Source organism: Enterobacter sp. SORGH_AS_0287, from assembly GCF_031453695.1.
GTDB lineage: Bacteria > Pseudomonadota > Gammaproteobacteria > Enterobacterales > Enterobacteriaceae > Enterobacter > Enterobacter ludwigii.
This window is the reverse complement of record NZ_JAVIZW010000001.1, coordinates 1,772,088-1,798,117: the sequence shown is the minus strand read 5'-3', so window position 1 is coordinate 1,798,117 and position 26,030 is coordinate 1,772,088. Positions and strand designations below refer to the sequence as shown.

The window sequence follows — 26,030 nt, the reverse complement described above, 5'->3', positions numbered from 1 at the left end:
TTTGTCACCCCGGTAAGCGTAGTGCCACCGGGGATATTTTACACGATTAACCGATTGTCATCAGGCTCGCGTTACCGCCCGCCGCTGCGGTGTTCACGCTAAGCGAGCGCTCAACGTACAGACGTTCCAGCAGCAGATTGGTTTCGCCGCGGGCGAAGCCCTGTACCGAAACAATCGCACCGCTGCGGGCCGCTACCTGCTCGCACAGTTCGCGCAGCTGGTCGGAATCACCGTGATAGATAACGGCATCAAACGGCTGAGTCAGCAAAGCATCGGGCTTCGCAAAATGAATGCGGGCAGAGACCGCTTTCGGCAGCTGTTTCGCGAGGTCACGATGCAGTGCATCTTCCGGCCACAGCACTTCACAACCGGTTGCAGCAGCGGCGGCCAGCTGAACCAGCGCATCCTGCTCGTTGTCCGCCACGCACAGCACACGCTCGCGCGGCATCAGCGTCCAGGTGTTGCGCTCACCGGTTGGCCCCGGTAGCAGGCGCTGCGTACCCGCCTGCGCCAGTTCGCCATACTGCTGTGCGACAGCGCGCAGTTCCGGGCGTTTTTCTGCCCACGTAATGAGCGCCTCCAGCGGCTGTGTCAGCACGGCCTTCAGCTGCGCGTCCACCGGACGTTCGGCATCCTGACGTGCCAGCGTCACGCCGAGCGCATTGTCCGGACGGTTTGCCAGCAGACGGTACAGGTAGAGTGGACCACCGGCTTTTGGACCGGTACCTGACAGACCTTCACCGCCGAACGGCTGTACGCCCACTACCGCGCCGACCATGTTACGGTTGACGTACAGGTTGCCTACTTTAGCGCTGCCGGTCACCTGAGCGATGGTCTCATCGATGCGGGTATGCACGCCGAGGGTCAGGCCATAGCCGGAGGCGTTAATCTGTTCAATCAGCTCGTTGAGGTTGTTACGGTTGTAGCGCACCACGTGCAATACCGGGCCAAAGACCTCTTTTTTCAGCTCGTCGAAGCTGGCCAGTTCAATCAGCGTTGGCGGCACAAAGGTGCCGGTCTGCCACTCGCGGGCATCCTCGTTGTTTTCACGCACGGCCTGGAAGACCGGACGGCCTTTGGCGCGCATGGTCTGAATGTGGTTTTCGATATTTGCTTTGGCTTCCGCGTCGATAACCGGCCCGATATCGGTCGTGAGACGGCCCGGGTTACCCATACGACATTCGCCCATCGCGCCGCGCAGCATCTTCAGCGTGTGGTCTGCCACGTCATCCTGCAGACACAGCACGCGCAGGGCGGAACAGCGCTGGCCCGCGCTGTCGAAGGCGGAGGCGAGAACATCGACCACCACCTGCTCGGTGAGCGCGGAGGAGTCGACGATCATGGCGTTCATGCCGCCGGTTTCAGCGATGAGCGGCGTTGGACGCCCCTGTGCATCAAGACGGGTGGCGATGTTGCGCTGCAGCAGGGAGGCCACTTCAGTTGAGCCGGTAAACATCACGCCGCGCACACGGTTATCGGCGGTCAGTTTCGCCCCGACCGTTTCACCGCGGCCCGGCAACAGCTGTATGACACCCGCAGGCACGCCCGCTTCCAGCAGAATGTTAATACCCTGAGCGGCAATCAGCGGGGTCTGCTCCGCCGGTTTTGCCAGCACGCTGTTGCCTGCGGCAAGTGCAGCGGCAATCTGGCCGGTGAAGATCGCCAGCGGGAAGTTCCACGGACTGATACACACCACCGGACCGAGAGGACGGTGGGTTTCGTTATCGAAATCATCACGAACCTGGCCTGCGTAGTAGTGCAGGAAGTCGACCGCTTCACGAACTTCGGCAATGGCGTTGCTGAAGGTTTTACCTGCTTCGCGCACCAGGATCCCGATGAGCGACTGCATCTGGTCTTCCATCAGCACCGCAGCACGTTCCAGAATGGCGCCACGCTCTTGCGGCGGTGTCGCGAACCAGATTGGCGCGTTATTCACCGCGCTGTCCAGCGCCTGATCCACTTCTGCTTCGGTTGCTTCCCGCACGTAGCCGACGATATCTTTTGGCTCCGCCGGGTTAATCACGGGCTGCATTTCGCCATCAGCGACGGACTGCTCCAGAATCGGTTTGGCCTGCCATTTCTGCAGCGCGCTGTTGAGCAGGGCGGAGGAGAGGGAGGCCAGACGGTGTTCGTTCGCCAGGTCCAGGCCCGCGGAGTTCACGCGACCTTTGCCGTACAGTTCACGCGGCAGCGGGATCTTCGGATGCGGCAGGCCAATCTGACCTTCCTGGGCCGCCATCTTCTCAACCGCCTGCACCGGATCGGCAACCAGCTCGTCAAGCGGCAGGGTGGTATCGGCGATACGGTTAACGAAGGAGGTGTTCGCCCCGTTCTCCAGCAGACGACGCACCAGGTACGCCAGCAGGGTTTCATGGGTGCCCACCGGGGCATAAATACGGCACGGACGGTTCAGTTTGCCATCCGCCACTTTACCGGTGACCTGCTCGTACAGCGGTTCACCCATGCCGTGCAGGCACTGGAACTCATACTGACCCGGATAGTAGTTCTGTCCGGCCAGGCTGTAGATGGCCGCCAGGGTGTGGGCGTTATGGGTGGCAAACTGCGGGTAAATCAGGTTCGGCACGCCGAGCAGTTTTTTCGCGCAGGCAAGGTATGAGACATCGGTGTAAACCTTGCGGGTATAGACCGGATAGCCTTCCAGACCTTCCATCTGGGCGCGTTTAATCTCGCTGTCCCAGTAGGCGCCTTTCACCAGGCGGATCATCAGGCGACGGCGGCTGCGGCTTGCCAGGTCAATCAGGTAATCAATCACGAACGGACAACGTTTCTGATACGCCTGGATAACGAAACCAATTCCGTTCCAGCCTGCCAGCTCCGGCTCGAAGCACAGTTTTTCCAGCAGATCGAGGGAGATCTCCAGGCGGTCGGCCTCTTCGGCATCGATGTTGATACCGATGTCGTACTGGCGCGCCAGCAGGGTCAGAGACTTCAGGCGCGGATAGAGCTCTTCCATCACCCGGTCGTACTGCGCACGGCTGTAGCGCGGATGCAGGGCCGAGAGCTTGATGGAGATCCCCGGGCCTTCATAAATACCACGACCGTTTGACGCTTTACCAATGGCGTGAATCGCCTGCTGGTAAGAGACCATATAAGCCTGCGCGTCGGCGGCAGTCAGAGCCGCTTCACCCAGCATGTCGTAAGAGTAGCGGAAACCTTTATCTTCGAGCTTACGGGCGTTGGCCAGCGCTTCCGCGATGGTTTCGCCGGTAACAAACTGCTCGCCCATCAGGCGCATCGCCATATCCACGCCTTTGCGGATCAGCGGTTCACCGCTCTTGCCGATGATGCGGTTCAGGGAGCGGGAGAGGTTGGCTTCGTTATGGGTCGAGACCAGTCGGCCGGTAAACAGCAGGCCCCAGGTCGCCGCGTTGACGAACAGCGACGGGCTGCGGCCAATGTGTGACTGCCAGTTACCGTTGCTGATTTTATCGCGGATCAGTGCGTCACGGGTGGCTTTGTCAGGAATACGCAACAGCGCTTCCGCCAGACACATCAGCGCTACGCCCTCCTGAGAGGAGAGGGAAAACTCCTGCAGCAGCCCCTGTACCATTCCGGCGCGGCCGGTGGCATTTTTCTGGTTACGCAGTTTGTCGGCAAGCTGATACGCCAGGCTGTGCGCCTGAGAGGCAATGGCTTCTGGCAGACGGGCCTGCTCCAGCAGCATCGGTACGGCGTCGGTTTCGGCACGACGGTAAGCACCGGTAATGGCGGCGCGGCTGACGGACTGAGGCAGGATCTGCTCGGCGAATTCAAGGAACGGCTGATGGTTTTCGTCAGCAGCGGCGGAAACCTCATCACTTTCATTGGCCGCACCCGCCAGCAGCGCGGGCAGCTCTGGCAGCCCCTCATCGCTTTCGAGTCTTTCAAGGTAGTTAAAAATCGCCTGCTTGATTAGCCAGTGCGGCGTGCGGTCAATGCGGGTTGCAGCGGTCTTAATCCGTTCGCGGGTTGCGTCATCCAGCTTAACCCCCATGGTGGTCATACCCATGCCAAAGCTCCTGTTGTTCTGTCGTCGTGTGCTATCGATAGCGTGAAATATCCACTATGTTGCAACTTTGTGCAACCGTGTTAAATGTGACCTGGTTTGCAACCCAGAAAATGAATGGATTGTTAAGAGATGGTTAGCTGGAAAAAAGTGCTGGCTTCTGGATGAGAGGCCTGTTTTTATGCGGAACTTAACACTTTTAAAAGGTGCAACCCGTAAAAGCGTGAGCGAGTGCAACCTATACGAAAGACGTATAAAACCAGGGATGAATTTGATGTAAATGCAGTGTTAAATCGTTTGTGTGCGAGCACTGCTTACGGCAGGATACGCGCGGCCAACAGAAACACATACACACATCACTACGTTCCGGTGATGACATAACAAGGCAACCCGGACGGTTGTCGCTCGACATTTTGGAGAATTTAAATGGCAATTAGCACACCGATGCTGGTGACATTTCTCGTTTATATATTTGGCATGATCCTGATAGGGTTTTTGGCATGGCGTTCAACAAAGAACTTTGACGACTACATTCTGGGCGGGCGTAGCTTAGGGCCGATGGTCACCGCACTCTCTGCGGGCGCGTCCGACATGAGCGGCTGGCTGCTGATGGGTCTGCCGGGGGCGATTTTCATCTCCGGTATTTCTGAAAGCTGGATCGCCATTGGCCTGACCGTCGGGGCATGGATCAACTGGAAGCTGGTTGCAGGCCGTCTGCGCGTGCATACCGAAGCCAACAACAATGCGTTGACCCTGCCGGATTACTTCACCGGACGCTTTGAAGATAACAGCCGCGTGCTGCGCATTATCTCTGCGCTGGTTATCCTCGTGTTCTTCACCATCTATTGTGCCTCTGGTATTGTGGCCGGCGCGCGCCTGTTCGAAAGCACCTTCGGCATGAGCTATGAAACGGCGCTGTGGGCCGGTGCTGCGGCAACCATTCTCTATACCTTCGTGGGCGGTTTCCTGGCCGTAAGCTGGACTGACACCGTGCAGGCGAGCCTGATGATCTTCGCTCTGATCCTGACGCCAGTCATTGTCATCTTCACCGTCGGCGGCTTTGCTGATTCGCTGGAAGTGATTAAGCAGAAGAGCATTGAAAACGTCGACATGCTGAAAGGGCTGAACTTTGTCGCCATCGTTTCTCTGATGGGCTGGGGTCTGGGCTACTTCGGTCAGCCGCACATTCTGGCGCGCTTCATGGCCGCTGACTCTCACCACACGATTGTTCATGCCCGTCGTATCAGTATGACGTGGATGATCCTCTGTCTGGCGGGTGCCTGTGCGGTTGGCTTCTTCGGCATCGCTTACTTCAACAATAACCCGGCGCAGGCAGGTGCAGTAAACCAGAACGCCGAGCGTGTGTTCATCGAACTGGCGGGCATTCTGTTCAACCCGTGGATTGCCGGCATTCTGCTCTCCGCGATCCTGGCGGCCGTGATGTCCACCCTGAGCTGCCAGCTGCTGGTCTGCTCAAGTGCAATCACCGAAGACCTCTACAAAGCGTTCCTGCGTAAAGATGCGAGCCAGAAAGAGCTGGTATGGGTGGGGCGTTTCATGGTGCTGGTGGTGGCCTTAATTGCCATTGCGCTGGCGGCAAACCCTGAGAACCGCGTGCTGGGCCTGGTAAGCTACGCGTGGGCGGGCTTTGGTGCGGCGTTTGGTCCGGTGGTGCTCTTCTCGGTGCTGTGGTCGCGCATGACCCGCAACGGCGCGCTGGCGGGGATGATTATCGGTGCGCTTACCGTGATCGTCTGGAAGCAGTTCGCCTGGCTCGGTCTGTACGAAATTATCCCGGGCTTCATCTTCGGCAGTATCGGCATTGTGGTGTTCAGCCTGCTGGGTAAAGCGCCTTCTGCCTCAATGCAGAAACGTTTTGCTGAAGCAGACGCACACTATCACACTGCACCGCCGTCTAAGCTGCAGGCTGAGTAATCTTTTTCGCTGATAGTCAGGCCGGGTAAGCGCGCGCTACCCGGCTTTTTTCTTGCCAAAATCCGCAATTTACGATGATATCGCTGTGCTTATAACAATGAGGATAGCGAAGCATGACAATCAAAACAGGGGTAATGGCAGCGGCATTATTGATGCTGGCGGGCTGCAGTATGCCGCCGCAACACGCGGCGATGGAGACCTGCAAAGCGGATAACCAGATGCAGCAAACCACGCTCTATTTCGGGCTAAACCGTCCCGCAGGCGCGCAAATCACCACCGGCGAGTGGCAGCAGTTCGTTGACCAGGACGTGACGCCGCGTTTTCGCGATGGCCTGACGGTCTTTGATGCGCGCGGGCAGTGGCTGGGTAACGACGGGAAAGTGGCGCGTGAACCGAGTAAGGCGCTTATGCTGATCCACGGTAAAGATGCGCAGAGCGAGAAGAATATTGAAGCGTTGCGCGGTATTTATAAATCACGCTTCGCGCAGGAGTCGGTGATGCGGGTCGATCAGCCGGTGTGCGTGCAGTTTTAATGAAAAACGGCGGGAGAACCCGCCGTTATCGCTTAGAGCACCAGTCCTGCAAAGCTGGCGGACAGCAAACTGACCAGCGTCGCGCCATACACCAGACGTAAGCCAAAACGCGATACCACGTTCCCCTGTTGCTCGTTCAGGCCTTTGATCGCCCCGGCCACAATGCCGATAGAGGCAAAGTTAGCGAACGACACCAGGAAAACGGACAAAATGCCCAGTCCGCGGGGTGACATCTGATGCGCAATTTTTTGCAGCTCAATCATTGCCACAAATTCATTTGCGACCAGCTTGGTTGCCATAATACTGCCGGCATTCAACGCGTCGCTCAGCGGAATACCAACCAGCCACGCCAGCGGATAAAATACATAGCCCAGGATCTGCTGGAAGCTCATACCAAATACGCTGGAGAAGAGGGCGTTAACGGCGCTAATAAGGGCAATAAAGCCAATCAGCATCGCCAGAATAATCATCGCCACTTTAAAACCGGCCAGAATATACTCGCCAAGCATTTCGAAGAAGCTCTGGGACTCGTGCAGCTTTTCAAGCTTGATGTCCGGCTCTGCTTCCGGGCGCGCCGGGTTGATAATGGAGAGAATAATAAAGGTGCTGAACATGTTCAGGATGAGCGCGGCAACGACAAATTTGGCGTCGAGCATGGTCATATAGGCACCGACAATCGACAGGGATACCGTCGACATGGCCGTGGCCGCCATGGTGAAGAGACGACGAGAGGAGAGGTCGCCCAGTACACCCTTGTAGGCAATAAAGTTTTCAGACTGTCCGAGGATCAGCGAGCTCACCGCGTTGAACGATTCCAGCTTACCCATGCCATTCAGTTTTGACAGCAGTGTCCCGATCACCCGAATAAAAATCGGCAGAATTCGCCAGTGCTGAAGAATACCAATCAGTGCGGAGATAAAAATAATCGGGCAAAGTACGCCGAGGAAAATGAACGCCAGTCCTTTTTCACCCATCCCGCCAAAGACGAAATTGGTGCCTTCAGCCGCGAATTTCAGCAGTGACTCAAAGAATCCCGAGACATATTTAATAATGAACAGCCCGCTTTCGGCATGCAGGAAAAAGAACGCCAGGGCTATTTCAATGACAATCAGCTGTAAAACAAAACGAATGCGAATTTTTCGGCGGTCGAAACTCACCAGCCAGGCAAGCGCAAGAATAATCACCAGCGCCAGCAGGAAATGGATAATGTTAAACATGGTTAATTTTCAGTTGGTTTTTGAGGCAGATATTTAGCCACAGCCCTGATTAACCGTAAATGGGCATTTTCGCTATAACTTATAAACTTAACGATAACGCCAGCAATTATTACCAGGCTGGGTGTTTACAACTCGTCATCAAAACAACACACATTTCGCTTGTTTTTCTTGCTGGCGTAATGATAATCACTATCACAAGAATTTACCTTTCTTTGCATCAGTTGACCGCGATAAACATTTAAGGTGTCGGCATGTTTGTTCCATTTCTCATTATGTTACGTGAAGGTCTCGAAGCGGCCCTCATCGTCAGCCTCATCGCCAGTTATCTGAAGCGAACCCAGCGTGGACGCTGGATTGGTGTCATGTGGATTGGGGTATTCCTCGCCGCAGCACTCTGTCTGGGCCTTGGCATTCTTATCAATGAAACCACCGGTGAGTTTCCCCAGAAAGAGCAAGAGTTGTTTGAAGGGATCGTGGCCGTTATTGCCGTGGTAATCCTCACCTGGATGGTGTTCTGGATGCGTAAAGTGTCCCGCAACGTGAAGGTGCAGCTGGAGCAGGCGGTGGATAACGCCCTGCAAAAGGGCAATAACCACGGCTGGGCGCTGATCATGATGGTCTTTTTCGCCGTGGCGCGGGAAGGGCTGGAGTCGGTTTTCTTCCTGCTGGCGGCATTTCAGCAGGATGTGGGGATCTGGCCACCGCTGGGTGCGATGCTGGGTCTGGCCACTGCGGTGGTGCTGGGATTCCTGCTCTACTGGGGCGGCATTCGTCTTAACCTGGGTGCGTTCTTTAAATGGACCAGCCTGTTTATTCTGCTGGTGGCCGCTGGGCTGGCGGCGGGGGCGATCCGCGCTTTCCACGAAGCGGGCCTGTGGAATCACTTCCAGGAAGTGGCGTTCGACCTCAGTAACGTGCTCTCAACGCACTCCCTGACCGGTACCTTGCTCGAAGGTATTTTTGGTTACCAGGAAACGCCGAGCGTCAGCGAAGTGGCGATGTATTTTATCTATTTGGTTCCGGCGCTGGTGCTGTTTGCCATGCCGCCGCGCACCGGCACTCAGACGTCGCGCGTTGCGCCGTAATCTGACTGCATTAGTTACAACATACTTTTAAAGGGAAGAGTCATGGCAATTCAGTTCCGTCGTAGTGCGTTATGCGCAGGCATTGCCGCGCTGTTCGCTTCAACATTTTCCGCCTGGGGCGCGGATGTTCCGCAGGTCAAGGTTTCGGTCAATGATAAGCAGTGCGAGCCAATGACCATCACGGTCAACAGCGGCAAAACCCAGTTTATTATTCAGAACCACAGCCAGAAGGCGCTGGAGTGGGAAATCCTGAAAGGCGTCATGGTGGTGGAAGAGCGTGAAAATATCGCGCCGGGCTTTAGTCAGAAGATGACCGCCAACCTGCAGCCGGGTGAATATGAGATGACCTGCGGGCTGCTGACGAACCCTAAAGGCAAGCTTATCGTGAAGGGTGACGCCACGGCCGACGCCGGAAAAGGCACGGCCCTGTTGAGCCTGGGTGATGCGATTACTGCTTATAAAGCGTATGTCATCAAAGAGACGGCGGACCTGGCTGCGGGTACCAAAGCCTTCACCGATGCGGTGAAAGCGGGCGATATCACGAAAGCGAAATCCCTGTATGCGCCAACCCGCCAGCATTACGAGCGGATTGAGCCGATTGCCGAATTGTTCTCTGACCTGGATGGCAGCATTGATGCCCGTGAAGATGATTTTGAGCAGAAAGCCGCCGACCCGAAATTTACCGGCTTCCACCGTCTGGAGAAAGCCCTGTTTGGCGATAACACTCTCAAAGGGATGGATAAATATGCCGATCAGCTGAACAGTGACGTGCTTGAGCTGCAAAAACGCATCAGTGAGCTGGCCTTCCCGCCATCAAAAGTGGTGGGCGGTGCCGCGGGTCTGATTGAAGAAGTGGCGGCAAGTAAAATCAGCGGTGAAGAAGACCGTTACAGCCACACCGACCTGTGGGACTTCCAGGCGAACGTCGATGGCGCGCAGAAAATTGTCGATCTGCTGCGTCCTCAGCTGCAGAAAGATAACAGCGAACTGCTGGCGAAAGTGGATGCCAACTTCAAAAAAGTCGACACTATTCTGGCGAAGTACCGTACCAAAGACGGGTTTGAAACCTACGATAAACTGACCGATGCCGACCGTAACGCGCTGAAAGGCCCGATTACCACACTGGCGGAAGATCTCTCCCTGCTGCGTGGCGTACTGGGTCTGGATTAAGCACGATGAACAAGCAGAATGAACACGACGTGGTGGAACCTTCACGTCGTCGATTGTTAAAAGGGGTAGGGGCGCTGGGGGGCGCCCTTGCTCTGGCCGGAGGGTGCCCGGTGGCGCATGCGGCGAAACCGCAAAGTGCTCCAGGCACGCTGTCACCCAATGCACGCATGGAGACGCAGCCTTTTTATGGCGAGCATCAGTCGGGCATTCTGACGCCACAGCAGGCCTCCATGATGCTGGTGGCTTTTGATTCGCTGGCAAGCGATAAAGCCGATCTTGAGCGTTTGTTCCGCCTGCTGACGACGCGCATCGCGTTTCTCACCGCCGGTGGTCCGGCGCCGGACACGCCTAACCCGCGTCTGCCGCCGATGGATTCCGGTATCCTCGGGGCATTTATCGCTCCGGATAACCTGACGATAACCGTTTCGCTCGGTGAGTCGCTGTTTGATGCGCGCTACGGGCTGGCAAAACAGAAGCCAAAAGCGCTGCAGAAAATGACGCGTTTCCCGAATGATTCTCTGGATGCTGCTCTCTGCCACGGCGATCTGCTCCTGCAAATTTGCGCCAACACCCAGGATACGGTGATCCACGCGCTGCGCGACATCATCAAGCACACGCCGGACCTGCTGAGCGTTCGCTGGAAGCGGGAGGGGTTTATCTCTGACCATGCCGCCCGCAGCAAAGGGAAAGAGACGCCGGTTAACCTGCTGGGCTTTAAAGACGGCACGGCCAACCCGGACAGCCGTAATGATCCGCTCATGAAAGAGGTGGTCTGGGTGACGGCCGATCAGGGCGAGCCGGCATGGGCTGTGGGGGGAAGTTATCAGGCGGTGCGGATTATTCAGTTCCACGTGGAGTTCTGGGACCGTACGCCGCTCAAAGAGCAGCAGACGATTTTTGGCCGCGATAAACAGAGTGGCGCTCCGCTCGGGATGAAGAACGAGCATGATGTGCCTGACTACGCCAGCGATCCGAATGGCGATGTCATCGCGCTGGACAGCCATATCCGCCTGGCCAATCCGCGTACCAAAGAGACACAATCCAGCCTGATGATGCGTCGGGGATATAGCTATTCACTTGGCGTAACCAACGCCGGCCAGCTCGATATGGGGCTGCTGTTTGTCTGCTATCAGCACGACCTGGAGAAGGGCTTCCTGACCGTACAGAAACGCTTAAACGGGGAAGCGCTGGAAGAGTACATTAAACCCATCGGCGGCGGTTATTTCTTTGCCCTGCCTGGCGCACGCGATCGCAACGCCTATCTCGCTCAAGGGTTGATTGAAGCCTGATAATTGTCCCTGCGATAATTCGCGGGGACATTATTTTTTCATATGCCTGTCCTGCTGTTATATTTCTGTAATATTCCTGTATGAGACTGATTTCCACTGTAGGGACAGTCTTAAAGTTACGTTCAGGTAAAATAAATGTTGCATTTATGATAACTCCTGATGTACTTAAGATAAGACAGCGGTAGTTCCCGGCAGTGATGCTGAATCACTATGGAGATCGCGAATGGTTGCGTCCTGTACTGGACATGGTAAACACAACACCCGCAGCACCCGGCGCGGAGGCTCAGACTCCGGCAGCGATTTCCTCACCACAAAATTATCCCCCTCGACTCAAGAATCTCTTTCGACCGACGTGCAGAATGGTGCGCGTAGCCGTTCTGTTGCGTCATCCGGTAAAGCAAGCAATGGCTTACAAGGAAGCCAACCCTCTGATGTTCGTGCGCATAATCGTGCTGAAACTGGCACGTGTGATGAATACCAACAACTCAAGGTGCTATCCATGGGAAGACAAAAAGCAGTGATCAAAGCTCGTCGCGAAGCAAAACGTGTGCTGAGACGGGATTCACGTAGTCATAAACAGCGTGAAGAAGAATCGGTCACCTCGCTTGTGCAGATGAGTGGCGTAGAAGCAATTGGCATGGCCCGAGACAGCCGTGATAATTCTCCAATTGTGGCGCGCAATGAGGCTCAGGCGCACTACCTGAATGCTATCGAGAGTAAACAGCTCATCTTTGCAACCGGTGAAGCCGGATGCGGGAAAACGTGGATCAGTGCAGCCAAAGCGGCAGAGGCGCTGATCCATAAAGACGTGGAGAGAATTATTGTCACCCGTCCGGTACTGCAGGCTGATGAAGATCTTGGCTTCTTGCCCGGAGATATTTCAGAGAAGTTTGCCCCTTACTTCAGGCCCGTCTATGACGTGCTGGTGAAACGTCTGGGAGCATCCTTTATGCAGTACTGTCTGCGACCAGAGATTGGCAAGGTGGAAATCGCGCCGTTCGCTTATATGCGCGGACGTACATTTGAAAATGCGGTCGTCATTCTTGACGAGGCTCAAAACGTGACCGCAGCGCAAATGAAGATGTTTTTAACGCGCCTCGGGGAAAACGTGACGGTCATCGTCAATGGTGATATTACCCAGTGCGATCTGCCGTCGGGCGTGAAGTCCGGACTGAGCGACGCCATGTCACGTTTTGAGGAAGATGAGATGATTGGGGTGGTACGCTTCACGAAAGAAGACTGCGTGCGTTCAGCGCTCTGCCAGCGTACGTTGCAAGCGTACTATTGAGTTAGCCGTTGTGTTCAAGGCCCGGGAAACCGGGCTTTGTTTTTTGTGCGGGCGTCCTGTCCGGGGAATATAAAAGAAAAAAGCCCGTACTTTCGTACGAGCTCTTATCTTGAATATGGCGGTGAGGGGGGGATTGACTCGCTTCGCTCGCCCTGCGGGCAGCCTGTTCGCTGCGCGCTCAGTCTGTCCAACTGGCTGTCGCCAGTTGTCGAACCCCGGTCGGGGATTCTCATCCCCCCCTGTCCGGGGGATATAAAAGAAAAAAGCCCGTACTTTCGTACGAGCTCTTATCTTGAATATGGCGGTGAGGGGGGGATTGACTCGCGTCGCTCGCCCTGCGGGCAGCCTGTTCGCTGCGCGCTCAGTCTGTCCAACTGGCTGTCGCCAGTTGTCGAACCCCGGTCGGGGATTCTCATCCCCCCTGTCCAGGGAATATAAAAGAAAAAAGCCCGTACTTTCGTACGAGCTCTTATCTTAAATATGGCGGTGAGGGGGGGATTCGAACCCCCGATACGTTGCCGTATACACACTTTCCAGGCGTGCTCCTTCAGCCACTCGGACACCTCACCATATTGTTTTGCTGCCTGACCGCTTGGGGGGCAACGGGGCGCTACTATAGGGAGTTGCGCTAAAACGGTCAAGCAGATTTTCTGCTTTAGTGCTTGTTCGGTTAAGCAATAATCAGCTCCACGTCTTTTTGACCGTGGAGCCGGTGATTAACGCTGTGAATCGAGCACTTCGCTGTTTGTGATCACCTCTTGTGCTCTGGTATAGCTTTCGATCAGCAACTGATAGGCAGGGAAGATATGGGTATACACTTCAGCCCACTCGGCTGCATCTTCCCGGTTCCATGTCCGCTGGATCTCAGAGGCAACCGCCGCGGTATCCATTGGTACCACCCCGGCCTGGACCACGCGCGCCAGGGTGATCTCCTGAGCCATTTTGCTGTAGGTGCCGGAGGCATCAATAACCGCAAACACTTTATAACCCTCCGCGACTGCGCTAATAGAGGGAAACGCCATGCAGACGCTGGTGATGGTGCCGGCGATGATCAACGTTTTGCGCCCGGTGGCTTTCACCGCAGCCACAAACTCCGGGTTATCCCAGGCGTTGATCTCACCTTTACGTGGAACGTATTGCGCATGTGGCGCATTAGCGTGGATCTCCGGGATAAGGGGGCCATTCGGTCCCTGCGGAACAGAAGCGGTGGTGATCACCGGGATCTTCGCCAGGGTAGCGATTTTTGCCAGCGCCGCAGCACGTGCGCGCAACTCTGGCATTGGCATATCCCCCACGGTCTGGAAAAGTCCGCTCTGGTGATCGATAAGCAACATCACCGCATCGTTTACATCAATAACCGGGCGTGAGCCGTTAAAATTTGCAGGTGCAGACATCTTCTTCTCCTTTATTACCATCAGATCTGGCCGAAGCGGCCGGAGTTGAAATCACGAATGGCTTCCGCGATTTCGGTTTTACTGTTCATCACAAACGGCCCATAGCCCACGATGGGTTCATTCAGCGGTTCGCCGGCCATCAGCAGGACTTTGGCATCGAGGCTCGCTTCCAGATGGAGTGTGTCGCCTTGCTGGCTTAATACAACCAGCTGTGCCTCGCCTGCCTGGGCTGTTCCGTTCACCGTAATGGTGCCTTCCATCACAACCAGCGCCGTGCTCCAGCCCTCCGGCTGACTGAGCGTGAGATGGCTACCCTGATTGAGCGCGATGTCCCAGACGTTTAGCGGCGAAAAGGTGTGCGCGGGGCCAGCAACATCCTCGTAGCGACCTGCGATAACCCGCAGCGAGCCGCTGTTATCCGGCAGCGTGACCACGGGGATATCCGCCTTAGTGATGCTCTGGTAGCCCGGCGTCGCCATTTTGTCTTTGGCAGGCAGGTTGACCCACAGCTGCATCATTTTCAGTTCACCGCCTTTCTGCGCGAACGCGCTGGAGTGGAACTCCTCGTGCAAAATGCCAGCGCCCGCCGTCATCCATTGCACGTCCCCGGGGCCTATTACGCCGCCTCTGCCGGTGGAATCGCGATGTTCAACTTCGCCGGAATAGACGAGGGTGACCGTTTCGAAACCCCGGTGTGGATGCTCGCCGACGCCGCGCTTTGCCCCATCCGCCGGGAAGGTGTATGGCCCGGCATAGTCCAGCAGTAAAAACGGGCTGAGCGGCTCGCCGTGCGTCTGGTAAGAAAACATTGAACGTACCGGGAAACCATCACCAACCCAGTGTTGACGGGGAGCGGTATACACGCCTGTTACGTTTTTCATGATGAACTCCTGAAGCGTTGTTGATGTAATTAGCTTATATTCAGCGTTAATATCCCGGTAGATAGTGAAAATGGCATTCACTGTTCTGAAAATAGAACGATGAGGATTTATGCAGGATCTCAATGACTTCGTCTGGTTTGTGAAGGTGGTCGACTACGGTGGTTTTGCTGCAGCGGGGCGTGTGCTCGATTTGCCGAAGTCCCGGCTAAGCCGCCGGATAGCTCAGCTGGAAGAGCGGCTTGGCGTGCGGTTAATACATCGCACAACGCGGCAGTTTACGGTGACAGAAGTTGGCCAGACCTTCTATCAGCACTGTAAAGCGATGATGGTGGAAGCAGAAGCTGCTGAGGAGGCGGTGGCCGCGTTACAGGCTGAGCCGCGCGGTATTGTCAGGATCACCTGCCCGATAACATTGTTGCATGTCCATGTTGGCCCGATGCTGGCGAGATTTATGGCGCGCTATCCAGGGATCGCGCTGCAGCTTGAGGCAACCAACCGGCGGGTAGACCTGGTGGGGGAGGGGATTGATGTCGCGATTCGCGTGCGCCCGCGTCCGTTCGATGACAGCGATCTGGTGTTAAGGGTACTGGCTGACCGGGGACATTGTCTGGTCGCCGGACCGGCGTTGATACAGCGGATGGGTAAACCGTTGGTGCCCTCTGAACTCAGTGCCTGGCCTGGATTAAGCACGAACGAGGGTAAACACATCCATAAATGGGAACTGAGTGGACCCGAAGGGGCGAAGGCGGAAATCCATTACCATCCTCGCCTGATCACTACCGATATGCTGGCGCTGCGTGAAGCGGCTATAGCGGGTATCGGCGTGGTGCAGTTGCCCATATTGATGGTGAAAGATCAGCTTGCGTCAGGGGACCTCATTCGCGTACTGGATGCCTGGGAGCCACGACGTGAGGTGATTCATGCTGTGTATCCTTCAAGACGCGGGTTACTCCCGTCTGTCAGGGCACTGGTGGATTTTCTTACCGAAGAGTATGCGCGGATGGTGGAAGATTAATCTTTCGGGAGAGGGGCTCAGGGCGCATGCTGCACTGGCGGAGAATATAAAAGAAAAAAGCCCGTACTTTCGTACGAGCTCTTATCTTAAATATGGCGGTGAGGGGGGGATTCGAACCCCCGATACGTTGCCGTATACACACTTTCCAGGCGTGCTCCTTCAGCCACTCGGACACCTCACCATATTGTCATCCCATTGTTGCCGGGACGGGCGCTAATGTAAGGAAAAGCCGAACTGGCGTCAACTCACTTTTTCAGTAAATCAGCGCATTTAGACAAACTTCAGTCAACATGGCTTTTAAATGTGCTGAAAGCGCCTTTTTTATCAACAACGCGGTGGCGGTAAAAATTTGTTATGCTGGCAATCCAGTTGAAAATGAACACAAAACAGCGCAATAAAAGGCAGGAATGACTATGGATATAATCTTCTATCACCCCACTTTTGATACTGCTTACTGGATTAAGGCACTTTCGGCGGCGTTGCCCGGGGCGCGCGTGCGTGAGTGGAAACGTGGTGATAACGAACATGCTGACTATGCGCTGGTCTGGCATCCGCCGGTAGAAATGCTCCAGGGCCGTAAACTGAAGGCCGTTTTTGCGCTGGGCGCCGGCGTGGATTCGATTCTGAGCAAACTGAAAGCACACCCTGAAATGCTGCCGGAAGAGATCCCCCTTTTCCGTCTGGAAGATACCGGCATGGGCCAGCAAATGCAGGAGTATGCCGTCAGCCAGGTGCTGCACTGGTTCCGCCGCTTCGACGACTATCAGGCACTAAAACAGCAATCCCACTGGGAACCGCTGCCGGATTATCAGCGCGAAGATTTTACCATTGGTATCCTCGGGGCTGGCGTGCTCGGCTCAAAAGTCGCTGAAGCACTTGCTCCGTGGGGCTTCCCACTGCGTTGCTGGAGCCGTAGCCGCAAGGATTATCCGGGCGTAGAAAGTTTTGCCGGCGCTGATGAGCTTCCTGCGTTCCTGAACGGTACGCGCGTGCTCATCAACCTGCTGCCAAATACGGCCGAAACGGTGGGGATTATCAATGGTGCACTGCTAAATCAACTGGCTGACCAGAGTTACGTAATGAACCTGGCGCGCGGGGTACACCTTGTTGAGTCCGATCTGCTGCAGGCGCTGAACAGCGGAAAACTGAAAGGGGCGATGCTGGATGTGTACAGCCGCGAGCCGTTACCGGCCGAAAGCCCGCTGTGGGCACATCCGCGTGTGGCGATGACGCCGCACATTGCAGCGGTCACGCGTCCGGCGGAAGCTGTGGCCTATATTACCCACACCATCAGTGAGATGGAGCAGGGCCATCCGGTAACCGGACAGGTCGACAGACAGCGCGGCTACTGAGTGAAACCCGGCGTTAGCCGGGTTTTTGCTAATATTCGCTGCAGATAACTGCTATCCTTTGGAAAAACCGCAGAGGAGAGAAAGATGTATCCCGTTGACCTGCATATGCACACCGTCGCCAGTACCCACGCGTATAGCAACCTCCATGATTATATCGCGCAAGCGAAACGCAAGGGCATTACGCTTTTTGCGATTACCGATCACGGCCCGGACATGGCAGATGCGCCGCACTACTGGCATTTTGTGAATATGCGGATCTGGCCACGTCTGGTGGACGGTATTGGGATACTGCGCGGTATCGAGGCAAACATTAAAAATACAGACGGTGAAATCGACTGCACCGGACCGATGCTGACCTCTCTGGATCTGATCCTTGCCGGTTTCCACGAGCCGGTTTTCGCGCCGCAGGATAAAGAGACGAACACCCGAGCGATGATTGCTGCTATAGCCAGCGGCAACGTGCACATTATTTCTCATCCGGGTAATCCTAAATACCCGATTGATATCGAGGCTGTTGCCCAGGCGGCAGCGAAACACCGCGTGGCGCTGGAGATCAATAACTCTTCTTTTGTTCACTCGCGTAAGGGCAGTGAAGCAAACTGTCGCGCCGTGGCAGCTGCAGTACGGGATGCCGGCGGCATGGTGGCGCTGGGTTCCGATTCCCATACCGCGTTTACGCTGGGTGATTTTAGTGAATGCCTGAAAATACTGAATGACGTGGATTTCCCGGAAGACAGGATCCTTAACGTTACCCCACGCCGCATGCTTGATTTCCTCGAGTCACGTGGAATGGATCCGATTGATGAATTTGCCGATCTTTAATTGTGTAATGGAATAAAAAAATGAATGAGTTTTCCATCCTTTGCCGCGTGCTGGGTACGCTGTTCTATCGTCAGCCGCAAGACCCGCTGCTGGTTCCACTCTTTACCCTGATTCGTGAAGGGAAACTGGCGCAAAACTGGCCGCTGGAACAGGATGAGTTGCTGGAGCGTCTGCAAAAAAGTTGCGATATGCAGCAGATTTCAACGGATTACAACGCACTGTTTATTGGCGACGAATGCCGCGTTTCGCCGTACCGTTCAGCCTGGCAGGAAGGGGCGACGGAAGCGGAAGTGCGCGCGTTTCTCTCTGAACGCGGAATGCCGCTGACGGATACCCCTGCGGACCATATCGGAACGTTGCTGCTGGCTGCATCCTGGATTGAAGATCACGCCGCTGATGATGAGAACGAGGCTATCGAAACGCTCTTCGAAGCGTATCTGCTGCCGTGGTGCGGTACTTTCCTCGGCAAAGTTGAAGCACATGCGACCTCGCCGTTCTGGAGAACGCTGGCTCCGCTGACCCGCGACGCCATTGCGGCAATGTGGGATGAGCTGGAAGAAGAGGATGAAGAGTGATTTAGTTCACATAAATTCTGCAACCATACATTTCATCTTGCACGGAATGTGCATCTGATCTCATTTCCATGGTGCGCTTCTGCTAAGATGCGCACCATGAACATTTTACTTTGTATCGCATTAACGACAGGCATTCTCTCCGGACTATGGGGATGGGTGGCGGTCTCTCTCGGGTTGCTCAGCTGGGCCGGGTTTCTGGGCTGTACGGCCTACTTTGCCTGCCCGCAGGGCGGCGTAAAAGGGCTTTTCATCTCTGGCTGTACCCTGATGAGCGGTGTTATCTGGGCACTCGTGATTATGAAGGGCAGCGCGCTGGCCCCGCATCTGGAGATGCTGGGCTATATCATGACCGGCGTAGTCGCGTTTTTGATGTGTATCCAGGCAAAGCATATGCTGCTGTCGTTTGTACCCGGTACCTTTATGGGCGCATGCGCGACGTTTGCAGGGCAGGGGGACTGGGCGCTGGTGCTTCCCTCGCTAATGCTGGGGTTGGTGTTTGGCTATGCCATGAAGAACAGCGGCCTCTGGCTGGCCGCCAGACGGGATAAAACGCAAAACATCACTGCGGTAAGCGAATAAAAAAAGGCGAGATGATGATCTCGCCTTTTTTATGCGCTTCCTGTCAGGATTCCGGAGGCACTGACATATCGCGGTATTTAACCAGTATCGGGTTTTGCGCCTCTGCTTTGTTCTGCAGGTCCCACAATCCACGATCGATACCATCATTAATCAGGAAGATTACCCCGGTTTCTATGGCTGACATCAGACACATCATGACCGGTTCGTTAGAGGTATACCCGATTTCACCCTCCAGCAAACGCTGGTAATCGATGAAGCGGAAAACCCCGGCCTGCACTTCATAAGAAAGAATGGTTTTGCTGGTCGTTACCGAAGAGAGCACTTCGCCCGTGCTGACGTTGACGACACGCAGGTTTACGGCGATTTGGTCGAGCTGATATTGCGTATCAGCACCGATACCAAAGTAACGCGCGCCCACACCACCCGATTTAACGTTGCTTTCATAACCGATAATCGATCCCTCGATCATGACGTTCGCCGCAGCCAGTGATTCCAGCGGCATGCGGTTATTATTCGCAACGGTGCCATTTTCCTGCGCAGCGCGAATAATTTTCCGTTCATTTAACAGGTTCTGCAGACCCTGACGTTCCAGAGGAATAAACCAGTGCGAATCTTTCAGGGCGGTCACCAGCATGGCGGTGGCGCTCTGTGGCACTGCCGTAGAGAAGTTACTTGCCGGATAAGGTTTAAATTGTCCCGTTTCATCCTGAATGTTGTAAACCGAGACAAATATTTTACCGGTCGGCGCAGGTAAATGTGTTAAATCACGATAGCTTTGAGCCCGAGGCATTAATGTTGGTTTTGCAGCTTCTTTAGGTGGAGCAGTTAAACAACCGCTCAATAAGCACACTGCAACAAATATCAGGAAGCGCTGCATGATCGTTGTCCTTATTTCGTTGTTGTTTAAAAGTTCGTTGAATCACTTTGTAGACCGGAAACCTGAATGGTGGAGGTTTTCCCGGTTTTTCGATCGGTAACGTTCAACTGGAGTTGTCCGTCCTTGTTGGCGATGTCGACAATGAAGTCGTTGGTCACCATTCGGCCGGGTTTGCCGGTATTAATGTTGGTCAGCAACCCTCCCAAAATCTGCGACTGGATAGCCTGCGTGAAGTTGTCCAGTGCCGATGGGGTATCGACGCTAAAATCCTTAAAGCTGGGATCCTTATAGGAGTTTTGCGCCTGGGCTTCGTTCAACAGAAACGCCCCATTATTGGGATTACCGCCAAAGTTAGGGTTACGGAACTGGAACGTCATATTTCCGGCCCAGCTTATAGGGGTTATTAGCATTATCGAAACAACTGCATATGCAATACGCATGACAGCCTCCGGATATAGGTTCGCTAGAATTCGTCTTTTGCTAAATCGCTGGTGCTTAATAGCGCTTTATCAATTTGCAGGCGATTAATAGCATCTTCTGATTGAGCCAGTGCTAAGGCTACGTTTTTATCGAAGTCTATTTTCGTGGGGAATAAAAATGTTTGATAAATAACGTCCTGATTAGCCGTTATTGTTATCCAACTTCCCCATCGTGCACTGGGCCGCTCGTTGATTGTTATATTTCCAGTAAATGTACTGTCCCATTTGTCACTGAATGCACGATAAAAATTGTGCCCGACCGAGGAGACAGTGTGGTCTGTTAACAATCCGGGAACTTCGACCTCGACGGCCCGTACGTTCCCGGCAGCGAGCATGAAACTCGCTGCGGCGATCCAACTCAACGTGCGTTTCATTTGATTAACGCCTGAGGTTATCGTTTGCCCATGAAACAGCCTGAGTTCGGTTCTTAACAGCTATCTTCTTGAAAAGATTATAAAGGTGCGTCTTTACCGTATTTTCGCTGATAAATAACGAACGGGCGATTTCAATATTTGAAGCACCAATGCGCAATTTGTTCAGGATCTCTTTCTCACGGTGCGTTAGCAGCGCTGACTCTGAACTGTTATAGCGGTAATTTCCGGAGTGCGTGATGAGGTAGCTGGCAAGTTTTTGCGAAAAATAACACTCGCCACGCAATATACCCTGCAGACCTTCGACCAGCCGATCTTCTTCTTCCGTGATATAGAACACACCATTGATATGCGGCCAGCTTTCAATATCTCTGAAGGGATACTCATCAGGGGTATTCAATAATAACACGCGGATATTATTGTTTTTCCTGCTTAAATTATCTTGCCAGTAATGGATAAGCTTTTTATCCGCTTCCATCATATCAATCAGAATGATACTGCCAGGTGCAATATCATCAAAAGAACGTTGAATATTATGTAATTTCCCGTGCAGAGACAGCGATTGCTTTAAATGTTGTAATAAAGCGGTCGCTTGCAACGAAGGTTTTGTGATCAACAGTAACGTATGACCATGTAAACTTTGGACTTCATTATACATGATGAAACCCCACTTTTTTATGACACCTGACAGCGGTCCTCCAGATAAAAAAGAGGACCCCAGAAGTACTGACAGATGTTGCACTGCTGTGTGAAGAAAAAAACCATAACCTCCAGCAGGAGGTAAATATAAAACAAATTTCGTACATCTGATTTCAATCTAGCTATTACTAACTTTAAAGCAAGTGTTAAACGTGTAACAGGATGTAAAAATCAATATTAATTTGTGAAAATGGACTCTTTTAAATGTTGTGGAATGATAAGAAAGTTGTACATGTAAATAACCCTGCACAGATTTTAAAAATCATACAAATATTTATAATTGTTTGATTTTTATGAATATTAATTATTTATTTCTTCCCGTAAAGAGGTATGAGTCACAGAGATTTTCTAAGTCCTGGAATGAACGATGCTGCGTCTTAAGAAAACAGGTCTCGTGTCACGTGTTGTGTAAAATGTCCTCCTGGCGTTTCGTTTAGCGTCCGTTGCATGAGGGCTTTACCCCTCTCGTCCCGCTGCACAATCGATTATTAAGAAAGGCTTAATAGAAAAATAAGAACCCCGATCTATAACGTTTTTTTGCATGGAATTACTACTTTGAGGTGACGTGATAAATAAAAATAAGCCACGCGGGTGAGATATTTAAAATGTTTCGGCAGACATACTCATCACCGTAACGACGCGTTAACAAATTACGAGTCGTTCTAACACGAAGTCACAGTAACAAGGTTATGGCGTTATCAAATAGCCAGGTCCAGGGTGACAACATGAAAAATACATCGTTATTTATGATGTTTACATTACTGGGTGCGCCTGGATTTGTAATCGCGGCTGATTCAGATTTGGCTAACGCTGAATATAACTTCACGGTTAATGAATTAAGTCGTTCATCATTAAATCAGGCAGCCATTATTGGTCAGCAGGGCATGTTAAATGATGCTCAGGTTCGCCAGGACGGGTCAAAATTATTGTCCATTGTTTCTCAGGATGGAGCAGGCAACAGAGCGAGAGTTGATCAATCAGGGACTTATAATATTGCCTGGATCGATCAGAGCGGTAGCGCGAATGATGCAGGTATTACGCAAGATGGATATGGTAATAGTGCGAAAATTATCCAAAAAGGGTCGGGTAATAGAGCAAATATTACGCAGTACGGTACGCAGAAAACCGCAGTTGTAGTGCAGAGACAGTCGCAAATGGCGATTCGCGTTATTCAGCGTTAGTTATTTAGCGGCGACTTTAATCAATCCGATGGGGGTTTACCATGAAATTTATCAAAGTGGCAGCAATTGCAGCAATCGTAGTTTCTGGTAGTGCTATGGCCGGTAGTATTAATCAAGGCGGTTGGGGTAACGGGCATGGCCACGGTGGTCATGACAGTGGTCCAAATTCAACGCTGAGCATTTACCAGTACGGTGGCGGTAACTCGGCTCTCGCTTTGCAAACCAGTGCGAGAAATTCCACACTGACCATTAATCAGAGTGGCGGCGGTAACGGTGCTGACGTTGGCCAGGGCTCTGATGACAGCTCAATTAGTCTGACTCAGAATGGTTTCGGTAACAGCGCAACGCTTGACCAGTGGAATGGTAACCACTCGGTGATGAACGTTAGCCAGTACGGTGGTGGCAACGGTGCTGCTGTTGATCAAACCGCATCCGGATCCACTGTGACTGTTCAGCAGGTTGGTTTTGGCAACCACGCGACTGCACATCAGTATTAATTTCCAGTCTGTGCTACAAAAAACAGGGCATTTGCCCTGTTTTTTTTCGGGAGTTCATCATGAATACCTTAATTCTCCTCGCGGCGCTTTCCAGTCAGATCACGTTTAAAACATCGCAACAGGGAAATATGACCACCATTATTCCGCAGGTTATTCTGACGGAACCGTGTGAATGTCAGGTGCAGATTGTCTCTTTGCTACAGGGGCAGGGGGGGCAAAGTTCTTCACGGCAACAAAACACACTTTTTATTCCCGCTAATCAGACGATTGATTTAATGCGACTGAGTTTAAATATAGATTCCGGAGACAAGGTGAACATTACTGTCACCGTCTCTGACGGGAAATCGCTTCATTTATCACAGCAATGGTCCCCGGCGGGAAGTGCGCTCTAATGATTATGAAATCAAGACGTTGTGGATATGGCGGGCGTGCGCGGTTGAGCTATGCTGTTATCAGGAGCTGTGAAGTGCTGTTCCATAACGTGATGCTTTGTTTGCCCTAACGGAGCGCGTTTACCCCTCAAGGACGACTTTCATTGAGGAGTACATATAGTGACCAAATATTTAGCCCGACGGGTTTATGGTTTAGGTTTGATCCTCTCTGCATTTATTACCCCCGCTTTTTCAGCCACGATTGTCGACGGTGGTGTGATTCATTTTCGCGGCGCTATTGTCGCAGACCCCTGCGTGGTCACACCGCATCATGACGCGTTTGCAATGACATGCCCGGATAATAATCGGATGCAAACGCGCAGGGTCAGCTATGAAGATGTACTTAACGGTCAGGTCAACGATTCCAGCCTCGCAACTCTCAGCATGAAGTACCTTAATCCCGAAAAAACGCTCGCGGTTGTTCAAATTCAGTATCGTTAATTCTCGCTCTTCCGCTCCCCGGCGGAAGAGGTTTTTCCCCGATAGTTTTTTATCCATACCTCCTCTGCGATACACTTAAGAAAAAGGCGGGTAGCAGAGGGTACGTATGAAACCGCAAATTGAAGTCATTCATGGCGATATTACGACGATGCACGTCGACGTGATCGTTAATGCGGCCAATCCATCACTGATGGGCGGGGGCGGTGTTGACGGCGCAATCCACCGGGCTGCAGGACCGCAGCTCCTTGAGGCCTGTAAAGCTGTGCGTCAGCAGCAGGGTGAATGTCCTCCGGGTCATGCGGTGATTACCCTCGCGGGAGATCTTCCTGCCAAAGCGGTGATTCACGCTGTGGGGCCTGTATGGCATGGCGGCGATCGGCATGAGGCGAGTATTCTGGAGGAGGCGTACCGCAACTGCCTGCGCCTGGCAGCGGATAACGGCTATAAGACGATGGCTTTTCCGGCTATCAGCACTGGGGTATATGGATATCCAAAACCTGCCGCTGCCACGATCGCGGTAGAGACCGTTTACCGATACCTCTCCCTCAAGCCGATGCCTGAGAAGGTGATTTTTGTCTGTTTCGACGAAGAAACCACACACCTTTATCAGCGGCTGCTCACGCAGCGTGGACAGGACGTAGAGAGCTAAAACAAACGCGGCGCACTGAGTGCGCCGCGTTTGTTTATGAGGCTTTAGCCTGTGGTTTTCCTGAAAAGAGGAAACGCAGGAGCGGGATCCGCAGATGGATTTCATAGAGCACGATGGCAATCCCAATCACAAAGACCAGTCCGGTAAAGAAACCCAGCGTGTTGGACGCAATATGTGGCGTGATATAAGCGCCGAAGAACAGCGTCAGCGGGTGGTGCACCAGGTAAATAAACAGTGAAGCATTGACGAAGTAGGTCACGCGGCTGGACTTAAAGTTCAGCAAGCGGTGTCCCAGCGCGAAGACCACATTCACCATCCACAGACCCAGCAGCATGGTGATCACGCTTTCTGTTTCATACATCCAGCCATCGCCGCTGCCATAGCGCTGATTTAACAGATAGGCCGCAAACGCGATAGCGGCACCCAGGGCGCACCATGGCGACGGGGTGGTAAACAGCGATTTAAGTTTGGGATGAATAAATGCCAGCGCACCGGCTAAAAAGAAGGGGATGTAAAACAGCGACTGCATCACGACGAAATTGAACAGCCCGTCACTCAGTATCGGCGGATACACGATAAATAGCGTGCGTCTCACGGCCGCATAGGCGATACCCAGCAGCAAAAAGAGCAGAGACAGTTTACCCAGCGTAATATTGGCGAAGAAGGTATCGGCCTGGGTACTCAGGCGATGGCGCAGGCGGCTGAAAATGACCAGGCTGACCGTGGTGAGCACCACCAGGACCAGCAGGAACCACAGGTGAGACACCAGTTCCCAGACCAGGGTATTGTACTTTTCATACAGCGTCAGATTTGGCCAGTTCTCCGCTTTGCCTTTGACGTACTGCAACATAATAAACTGCGGCAACGTCAGCAGGGGAATGGCGGTCAACATCGGAATGCCCACACGCTCCACGCGCACTTTCCACCAGCGTTTTACCGGGTAGCGTAAGAACAGCATGTAGGAGAAATAGCCGAGATATGACAAAAAACACCTGCATACGAAAGGCATGGATAAAGTCATTAAACAGCGTGAGCCACCAGGAAGGCATCTGGCTATTCACATGCCAGGTGTGGCTGGAGTAAATCAGTGAAATGTGAAAGGGGATCCCCAACAGCATCAACCATGCCCGGATCGAGTCGAGGAAATATTCACGTTCTACAGGTGTTGAGCTCATATAACTTTGTGCATTCTCAGACTTTTCGCCTTATCCCTAAGACTCATAATGGTTACATTCGAAGCCAACCCTACACCAAGACCGACACC

At 53.4% G+C, this 26,030-nt stretch carries 24 protein-coding genes, 2 tRNA genes, 2 other RNA genes and 1 pseudogene; 16 read left to right on the top strand and 13 right to left on the bottom strand.

The genetic code is table 11. The annotated features are described in order from the left end of the window. Window positions 1-46: 46 nt before the first annotated feature. Window positions 47-4,009 (bottom strand): trifunctional transcriptional regulator/proline dehydrogenase/L-glutamate gamma-semialdehyde dehydrogenase, encoded by a 3,963-nt coding sequence (putA, locus tag QE396_RS08610; RefSeq protein ID WP_020884713.1) that lies wholly within the window; start codon window positions 4,007-4,009, stop codon window positions 47-49. A gap of 423 nt (window positions 4,010-4,432) precedes the next feature. On the opposite strand from putA, the gene putP reads away from it, so the two are divergent. Together putP and QE396_RS08600 are read left to right on the top strand one after the other, a co-directional pair. Beyond that, window positions 4,433-5,941, top strand: a complete 1,509-nt coding sequence (gene putP, locus QE396_RS08605) for a sodium/proline symporter PutP (RefSeq protein WP_020884712.1) — start codon at window positions 4,433-4,435, stop codon at window positions 5,939-5,941. A gap of 113 nt (window positions 5,942-6,054) precedes the next feature. Further along, window positions 6,055-6,474, top strand: coding sequence for a DUF3574 domain-containing protein (locus QE396_RS08600; RefSeq protein WP_020884711.1), 420 nt, complete (start codon window positions 6,055-6,057; stop codon window positions 6,472-6,474). Window positions 6,475-6,506: 32 nt separating this feature from the next. Here the strand turns inward: QE396_RS08600 and QE396_RS08595 are convergent, their stop codons facing one another. Next, a complete protein-coding gene (locus tag QE396_RS08595; protein ID WP_014169507.1) occupies window positions 6,507-7,691 on the bottom strand; it encodes a NupC/NupG family nucleoside CNT transporter in 1,185 nt (394 codons plus the stop codon). A 251-nt stretch (window positions 7,692-7,942) separates the two neighbouring features. Here QE396_RS08595 and efeU point away from each other — a divergent pair, with 251 nt between their 5' ends. The 4 genes from efeU (at window position 7,943) to phoH (ending at window position 12,523) form a co-directional block, all read left to right on the top strand. After that, window positions 7,943-8,776 (top strand): iron uptake transporter permease EfeU, encoded by an 834-nt coding sequence (efeU, locus tag QE396_RS08590; RefSeq protein ID WP_020884710.1) that lies wholly within the window; start codon window positions 7,943-7,945, stop codon window positions 8,774-8,776. Window positions 8,777-8,818: 42 nt separating this feature from the next. Then, window positions 8,819-9,946 (top strand): iron uptake system protein EfeO, encoded by a 1,128-nt coding sequence (efeO, locus tag QE396_RS08585; RefSeq protein ID WP_020884709.1) that lies wholly within the window; start codon window positions 8,819-8,821, stop codon window positions 9,944-9,946. A gap of 5 nt (window positions 9,947-9,951) precedes the next feature. After that, on the top strand, window positions 9,952-11,235 hold the full coding sequence (efeB, locus tag QE396_RS08580; RefSeq protein WP_020884708.1) for an iron uptake transporter deferrochelatase/peroxidase subunit: 1,284 nt from the start codon (window positions 9,952-9,954) through the stop codon (window positions 11,233-11,235). Window positions 11,236-11,734: 499 nt separating this feature from the next. Next, window positions 11,735-12,523 carry a phosphate starvation-inducible protein PhoH gene (phoH, locus tag QE396_RS08575; protein WP_024908976.1) on the top strand — a complete coding sequence of 263 codons (789 nt, stop codon included), beginning with the start codon at window positions 11,735-11,737 and terminating at the stop codon, window positions 12,521-12,523. Between the two features lie 116 nt (window positions 12,524-12,639). Here phoH and QE396_RS08570 read toward each other — a convergent pair. The 5 genes from QE396_RS08570 to QE396_RS08550 form a co-directional block, all read right to left on the bottom strand. After that, window positions 12,640-12,777: non-coding RNA, RtT sRNA (locus QE396_RS08570), on the bottom strand. Between the two features lie 45 nt (window positions 12,778-12,822). Next, a non-coding RNA gene (locus tag QE396_RS08565) (RtT sRNA) lies at window positions 12,823-12,960 on the bottom strand. A 44-nt stretch (window positions 12,961-13,004) separates the two neighbouring features. After that, window positions 13,005-13,092 (bottom strand) — tRNA-Ser (locus tag QE396_RS08560). A 147-nt stretch (window positions 13,093-13,239) separates the two neighbouring features. Further along, window positions 13,240-13,917 carry an isochorismatase family protein gene (locus tag QE396_RS08555; protein ID WP_020884707.1) on the bottom strand — a complete coding sequence of 226 codons (678 nt, stop codon included), beginning with the start codon at window positions 13,915-13,917 and terminating at the stop codon, window positions 13,240-13,242. A gap of 20 nt (window positions 13,918-13,937) precedes the next feature. Then, window positions 13,938-14,798 (bottom strand): pirin family protein, encoded by an 861-nt coding sequence (locus QE396_RS08550; protein WP_020884706.1) that lies wholly within the window; start codon window positions 14,796-14,798, stop codon window positions 13,938-13,940. Window positions 14,799-14,907: 109 nt separating this feature from the next. Here QE396_RS08550 and QE396_RS08545 point away from each other — a divergent pair, with 109 nt between their 5' ends. After that, the gene (locus QE396_RS08545; RefSeq protein WP_020884705.1) at window positions 14,908-15,813 is read left to right on the top strand and encodes a LysR family transcriptional regulator; all 906 of its coding nucleotides are present in this window, start codon (window positions 14,908-14,910) and stop codon (window positions 15,811-15,813) included. A 93-nt stretch (window positions 15,814-15,906) separates the two neighbouring features. On the opposite strand, the gene QE396_RS08540 is transcribed toward QE396_RS08545, so the two are convergent. Continuing rightward, a tRNA-Ser gene (locus QE396_RS08540) sits at window positions 15,907-15,994 on the bottom strand. Window positions 15,995-16,226: 232 nt separating this feature from the next. On the opposite strand from QE396_RS08540, the gene ghrA reads away from it, so the two are divergent. The 4 genes from ghrA to QE396_RS08520 all read left to right on the top strand — a co-directional run bounded on the left by ghrA (window position 16,227) and on the right by QE396_RS08520 (window position 19,141). Continuing rightward, window positions 16,227-17,165, top strand: a complete 939-nt coding sequence (ghrA, locus tag QE396_RS08535; protein ID WP_020884704.1) for a glyoxylate/hydroxypyruvate reductase GhrA — start codon at window positions 16,227-16,229, stop codon at window positions 17,163-17,165. Between the two features lie 84 nt (window positions 17,166-17,249). Then, on the top strand, window positions 17,250-17,987 hold the full coding sequence (locus tag QE396_RS08530; protein ID WP_014169516.1) for a phosphatase: 738 nt from the start codon (window positions 17,250-17,252) through the stop codon (window positions 17,985-17,987). A gap of 20 nt (window positions 17,988-18,007) precedes the next feature. Continuing rightward, window positions 18,008-18,562 carry a molecular chaperone gene (locus QE396_RS08525; protein WP_020884703.1) on the top strand — a complete coding sequence of 185 codons (555 nt, stop codon included), beginning with the start codon at window positions 18,008-18,010 and terminating at the stop codon, window positions 18,560-18,562. A gap of 96 nt (window positions 18,563-18,658) precedes the next feature. Next, on the top strand, window positions 18,659-19,141 hold the full coding sequence (locus tag QE396_RS08520) for a DUF1097 domain-containing protein (protein ID WP_072126370.1): 483 nt from the start codon (window positions 18,659-18,661) through the stop codon (window positions 19,139-19,141). Between the two features lie 43 nt (window positions 19,142-19,184). Here QE396_RS08520 and csgG read toward each other — a convergent pair whose 3' ends face one another. From csgG to csgD, 4 genes are read right to left on the bottom strand one after another with little or no spacing between them, the layout of a single operon-like run. After that, window positions 19,185-20,018 carry a curli production assembly/transport protein CsgG gene (gene csgG, locus QE396_RS08515; RefSeq protein ID WP_014169519.1) on the bottom strand — a complete coding sequence of 278 codons (834 nt, stop codon included), beginning with the start codon at window positions 20,016-20,018 and terminating at the stop codon, window positions 19,185-19,187. 26 nt (window positions 20,019-20,044) lie between these two features. Beyond that, window positions 20,045-20,458 (bottom strand): curli production assembly/transport protein CsgF, encoded by a 414-nt coding sequence (gene csgF, locus QE396_RS08510; protein WP_020884701.1) that lies wholly within the window; start codon window positions 20,456-20,458, stop codon window positions 20,045-20,047. A gap of 23 nt (window positions 20,459-20,481) precedes the next feature. Beyond that, window positions 20,482-20,871: a curli production assembly/transport protein CsgE gene (gene csgE / locus QE396_RS08505; protein WP_020884700.1), complete on the bottom strand. Its 390-nt coding sequence runs from the start codon at window positions 20,869-20,871 to the stop codon at window positions 20,482-20,484. A gap of 4 nt (window positions 20,872-20,875) precedes the next feature. Continuing rightward, window positions 20,876-21,526 (bottom strand): biofilm master transcriptional regulator CsgD, encoded by a 651-nt coding sequence (gene csgD, locus QE396_RS08500; protein ID WP_020884699.1) that lies wholly within the window; start codon window positions 21,524-21,526, stop codon window positions 20,876-20,878. 766 nt (window positions 21,527-22,292) lie between these two features. Here csgD and csgB point away from each other — a divergent pair. The 5 genes from csgB to ymdB all read left to right on the top strand — a co-directional run bounded on the left by csgB (window position 22,293) and on the right by ymdB (window position 24,766). Beyond that, entirely contained in the window at window positions 22,293-22,748 is a 456-nt protein-coding gene (csgB, locus tag QE396_RS08495) for a curli minor subunit CsgB (protein WP_020884698.1), read from the top strand. 41 nt (window positions 22,749-22,789) lie between these two features. Next, complete coding sequence (gene csgA, locus QE396_RS08490; RefSeq protein ID WP_014169524.1) at window positions 22,790-23,245, top strand: curli major subunit CsgA; 456 nt, start codon at window positions 22,790-22,792, stop codon at window positions 23,243-23,245. A 59-nt stretch (window positions 23,246-23,304) separates the two neighbouring features. Further along, window positions 23,305-23,637, top strand: a complete 333-nt coding sequence (gene csgC / locus QE396_RS08485; protein WP_020884697.1) for a curli assembly chaperone CsgC — start codon at window positions 23,305-23,307, stop codon at window positions 23,635-23,637. A gap of 159 nt (window positions 23,638-23,796) precedes the next feature. Further along, entirely contained in the window at window positions 23,797-24,117 is a 321-nt protein-coding gene (locus QE396_RS08480; protein ID WP_014169526.1) for a hypothetical protein, read from the top strand. Between the two features lie 106 nt (window positions 24,118-24,223). Then, window positions 24,224-24,766, top strand: a complete 543-nt coding sequence (gene ymdB / locus QE396_RS08475) for an O-acetyl-ADP-ribose deacetylase (RefSeq protein ID WP_014169527.1) — start codon at window positions 24,224-24,226, stop codon at window positions 24,764-24,766. Window positions 24,767-24,800: 34 nt separating this feature from the next. On the opposite strand, the pseudogene mdoC reads toward ymdB, so the two are convergent. After that, a pseudogene (gene mdoC, locus QE396_RS08470) lies at window positions 24,801-25,941 on the bottom strand (glucans biosynthesis protein MdoC). Between the last annotated feature and the right edge of the window lie 89 nt (window positions 25,942-26,030).

Bases quoted from the DNA above. Each gene is read 5' to 3' on its own strand.
- csgE (WP_020884700.1), bottom strand. From the start codon at position 20,871: ATGAAACGCACGTTGAGTTGGATCGCCGCAGCGAGTTTCATGCTCGCT.
- QE396_RS08530 (WP_014169516.1), top strand. From the start codon at position 17,250: ATGTATCCCGTTGACCTGCATATGCACACCGTCGCCAGTACCCACGCG.
- QE396_RS08600 (WP_020884711.1), top strand. From the start codon at position 6,055: ATGACAATCAAAACAGGGGTAATGGCAGCGGCATTATTGATGCTGGCG.
- csgF (WP_020884701.1), bottom strand. From the start codon at position 20,458: ATGCGTATTGCATATGCAGTTGTTTCGATAATGCTAATAACCCCTATA.
- QE396_RS08555 (WP_020884707.1), bottom strand. From the start codon at position 13,917: ATGTCTGCACCTGCAAATTTTAACGGCTCACGCCCGGTTATTGATGTA.
- ghrA (WP_020884704.1), top strand. From the start codon at position 16,227: ATGGATATAATCTTCTATCACCCCACTTTTGATACTGCTTACTGGATT.
- csgD (WP_020884699.1), bottom strand. From the start codon at position 21,526: ATGTATAATGAAGTCCAAAGTTTACATGGTCATACGTTACTGTTGATC.
- QE396_RS08595 (WP_014169507.1), bottom strand. From the start codon at position 7,691: ATGTTTAACATTATCCATTTCCTGCTGGCGCTGGTGATTATTCTTGCG.
- csgC (WP_020884697.1), top strand. From the start codon at position 23,305: ATGAATACCTTAATTCTCCTCGCGGCGCTTTCCAGTCAGATCACGTTT.
- QE396_RS08550 (WP_020884706.1), bottom strand. From the start codon at position 14,798: ATGAAAAACGTAACAGGCGTGTATACCGCTCCCCGTCAACACTGGGTT.
- efeB (WP_020884708.1), top strand. From the start codon at position 9,952: ATGAACAAGCAGAATGAACACGACGTGGTGGAACCTTCACGTCGTCGA.
- phoH (WP_024908976.1), top strand. From the start codon at position 11,735: ATGGGAAGACAAAAAGCAGTGATCAAAGCTCGTCGCGAAGCAAAACGT.
- csgB (WP_020884698.1), top strand. From the start codon at position 22,293: ATGAAAAATACATCGTTATTTATGATGTTTACATTACTGGGTGCGCCT.
- putP (WP_020884712.1), top strand. From the start codon at position 4,433: ATGGCAATTAGCACACCGATGCTGGTGACATTTCTCGTTTATATATTT.
- putA (WP_020884713.1), bottom strand. From the start codon at position 4,009: ATGGGTATGACCACCATGGGGGTTAAGCTGGATGACGCAACCCGCGAA.
- QE396_RS08520 (WP_072126370.1), top strand. From the start codon at position 18,659: ATGAACATTTTACTTTGTATCGCATTAACGACAGGCATTCTCTCCGGA.
- ymdB (WP_014169527.1), top strand. From the start codon at position 24,224: ATGAAACCGCAAATTGAAGTCATTCATGGCGATATTACGACGATGCAC.
- QE396_RS08545 (WP_020884705.1), top strand. From the start codon at position 14,908: ATGCAGGATCTCAATGACTTCGTCTGGTTTGTGAAGGTGGTCGACTAC.
- csgG (WP_014169519.1), bottom strand. From the start codon at position 20,018: ATGCAGCGCTTCCTGATATTTGTTGCAGTGTGCTTATTGAGCGGTTGT.
- efeO (WP_020884709.1), top strand. From the start codon at position 8,819: ATGGCAATTCAGTTCCGTCGTAGTGCGTTATGCGCAGGCATTGCCGCG.
- QE396_RS08525 (WP_020884703.1), top strand. From the start codon at position 18,008: ATGAATGAGTTTTCCATCCTTTGCCGCGTGCTGGGTACGCTGTTCTAT.
- csgA (WP_014169524.1), top strand. From the start codon at position 22,790: ATGAAATTTATCAAAGTGGCAGCAATTGCAGCAATCGTAGTTTCTGGT.
- efeU (WP_020884710.1), top strand. From the start codon at position 7,943: ATGTTTGTTCCATTTCTCATTATGTTACGTGAAGGTCTCGAAGCGGCC.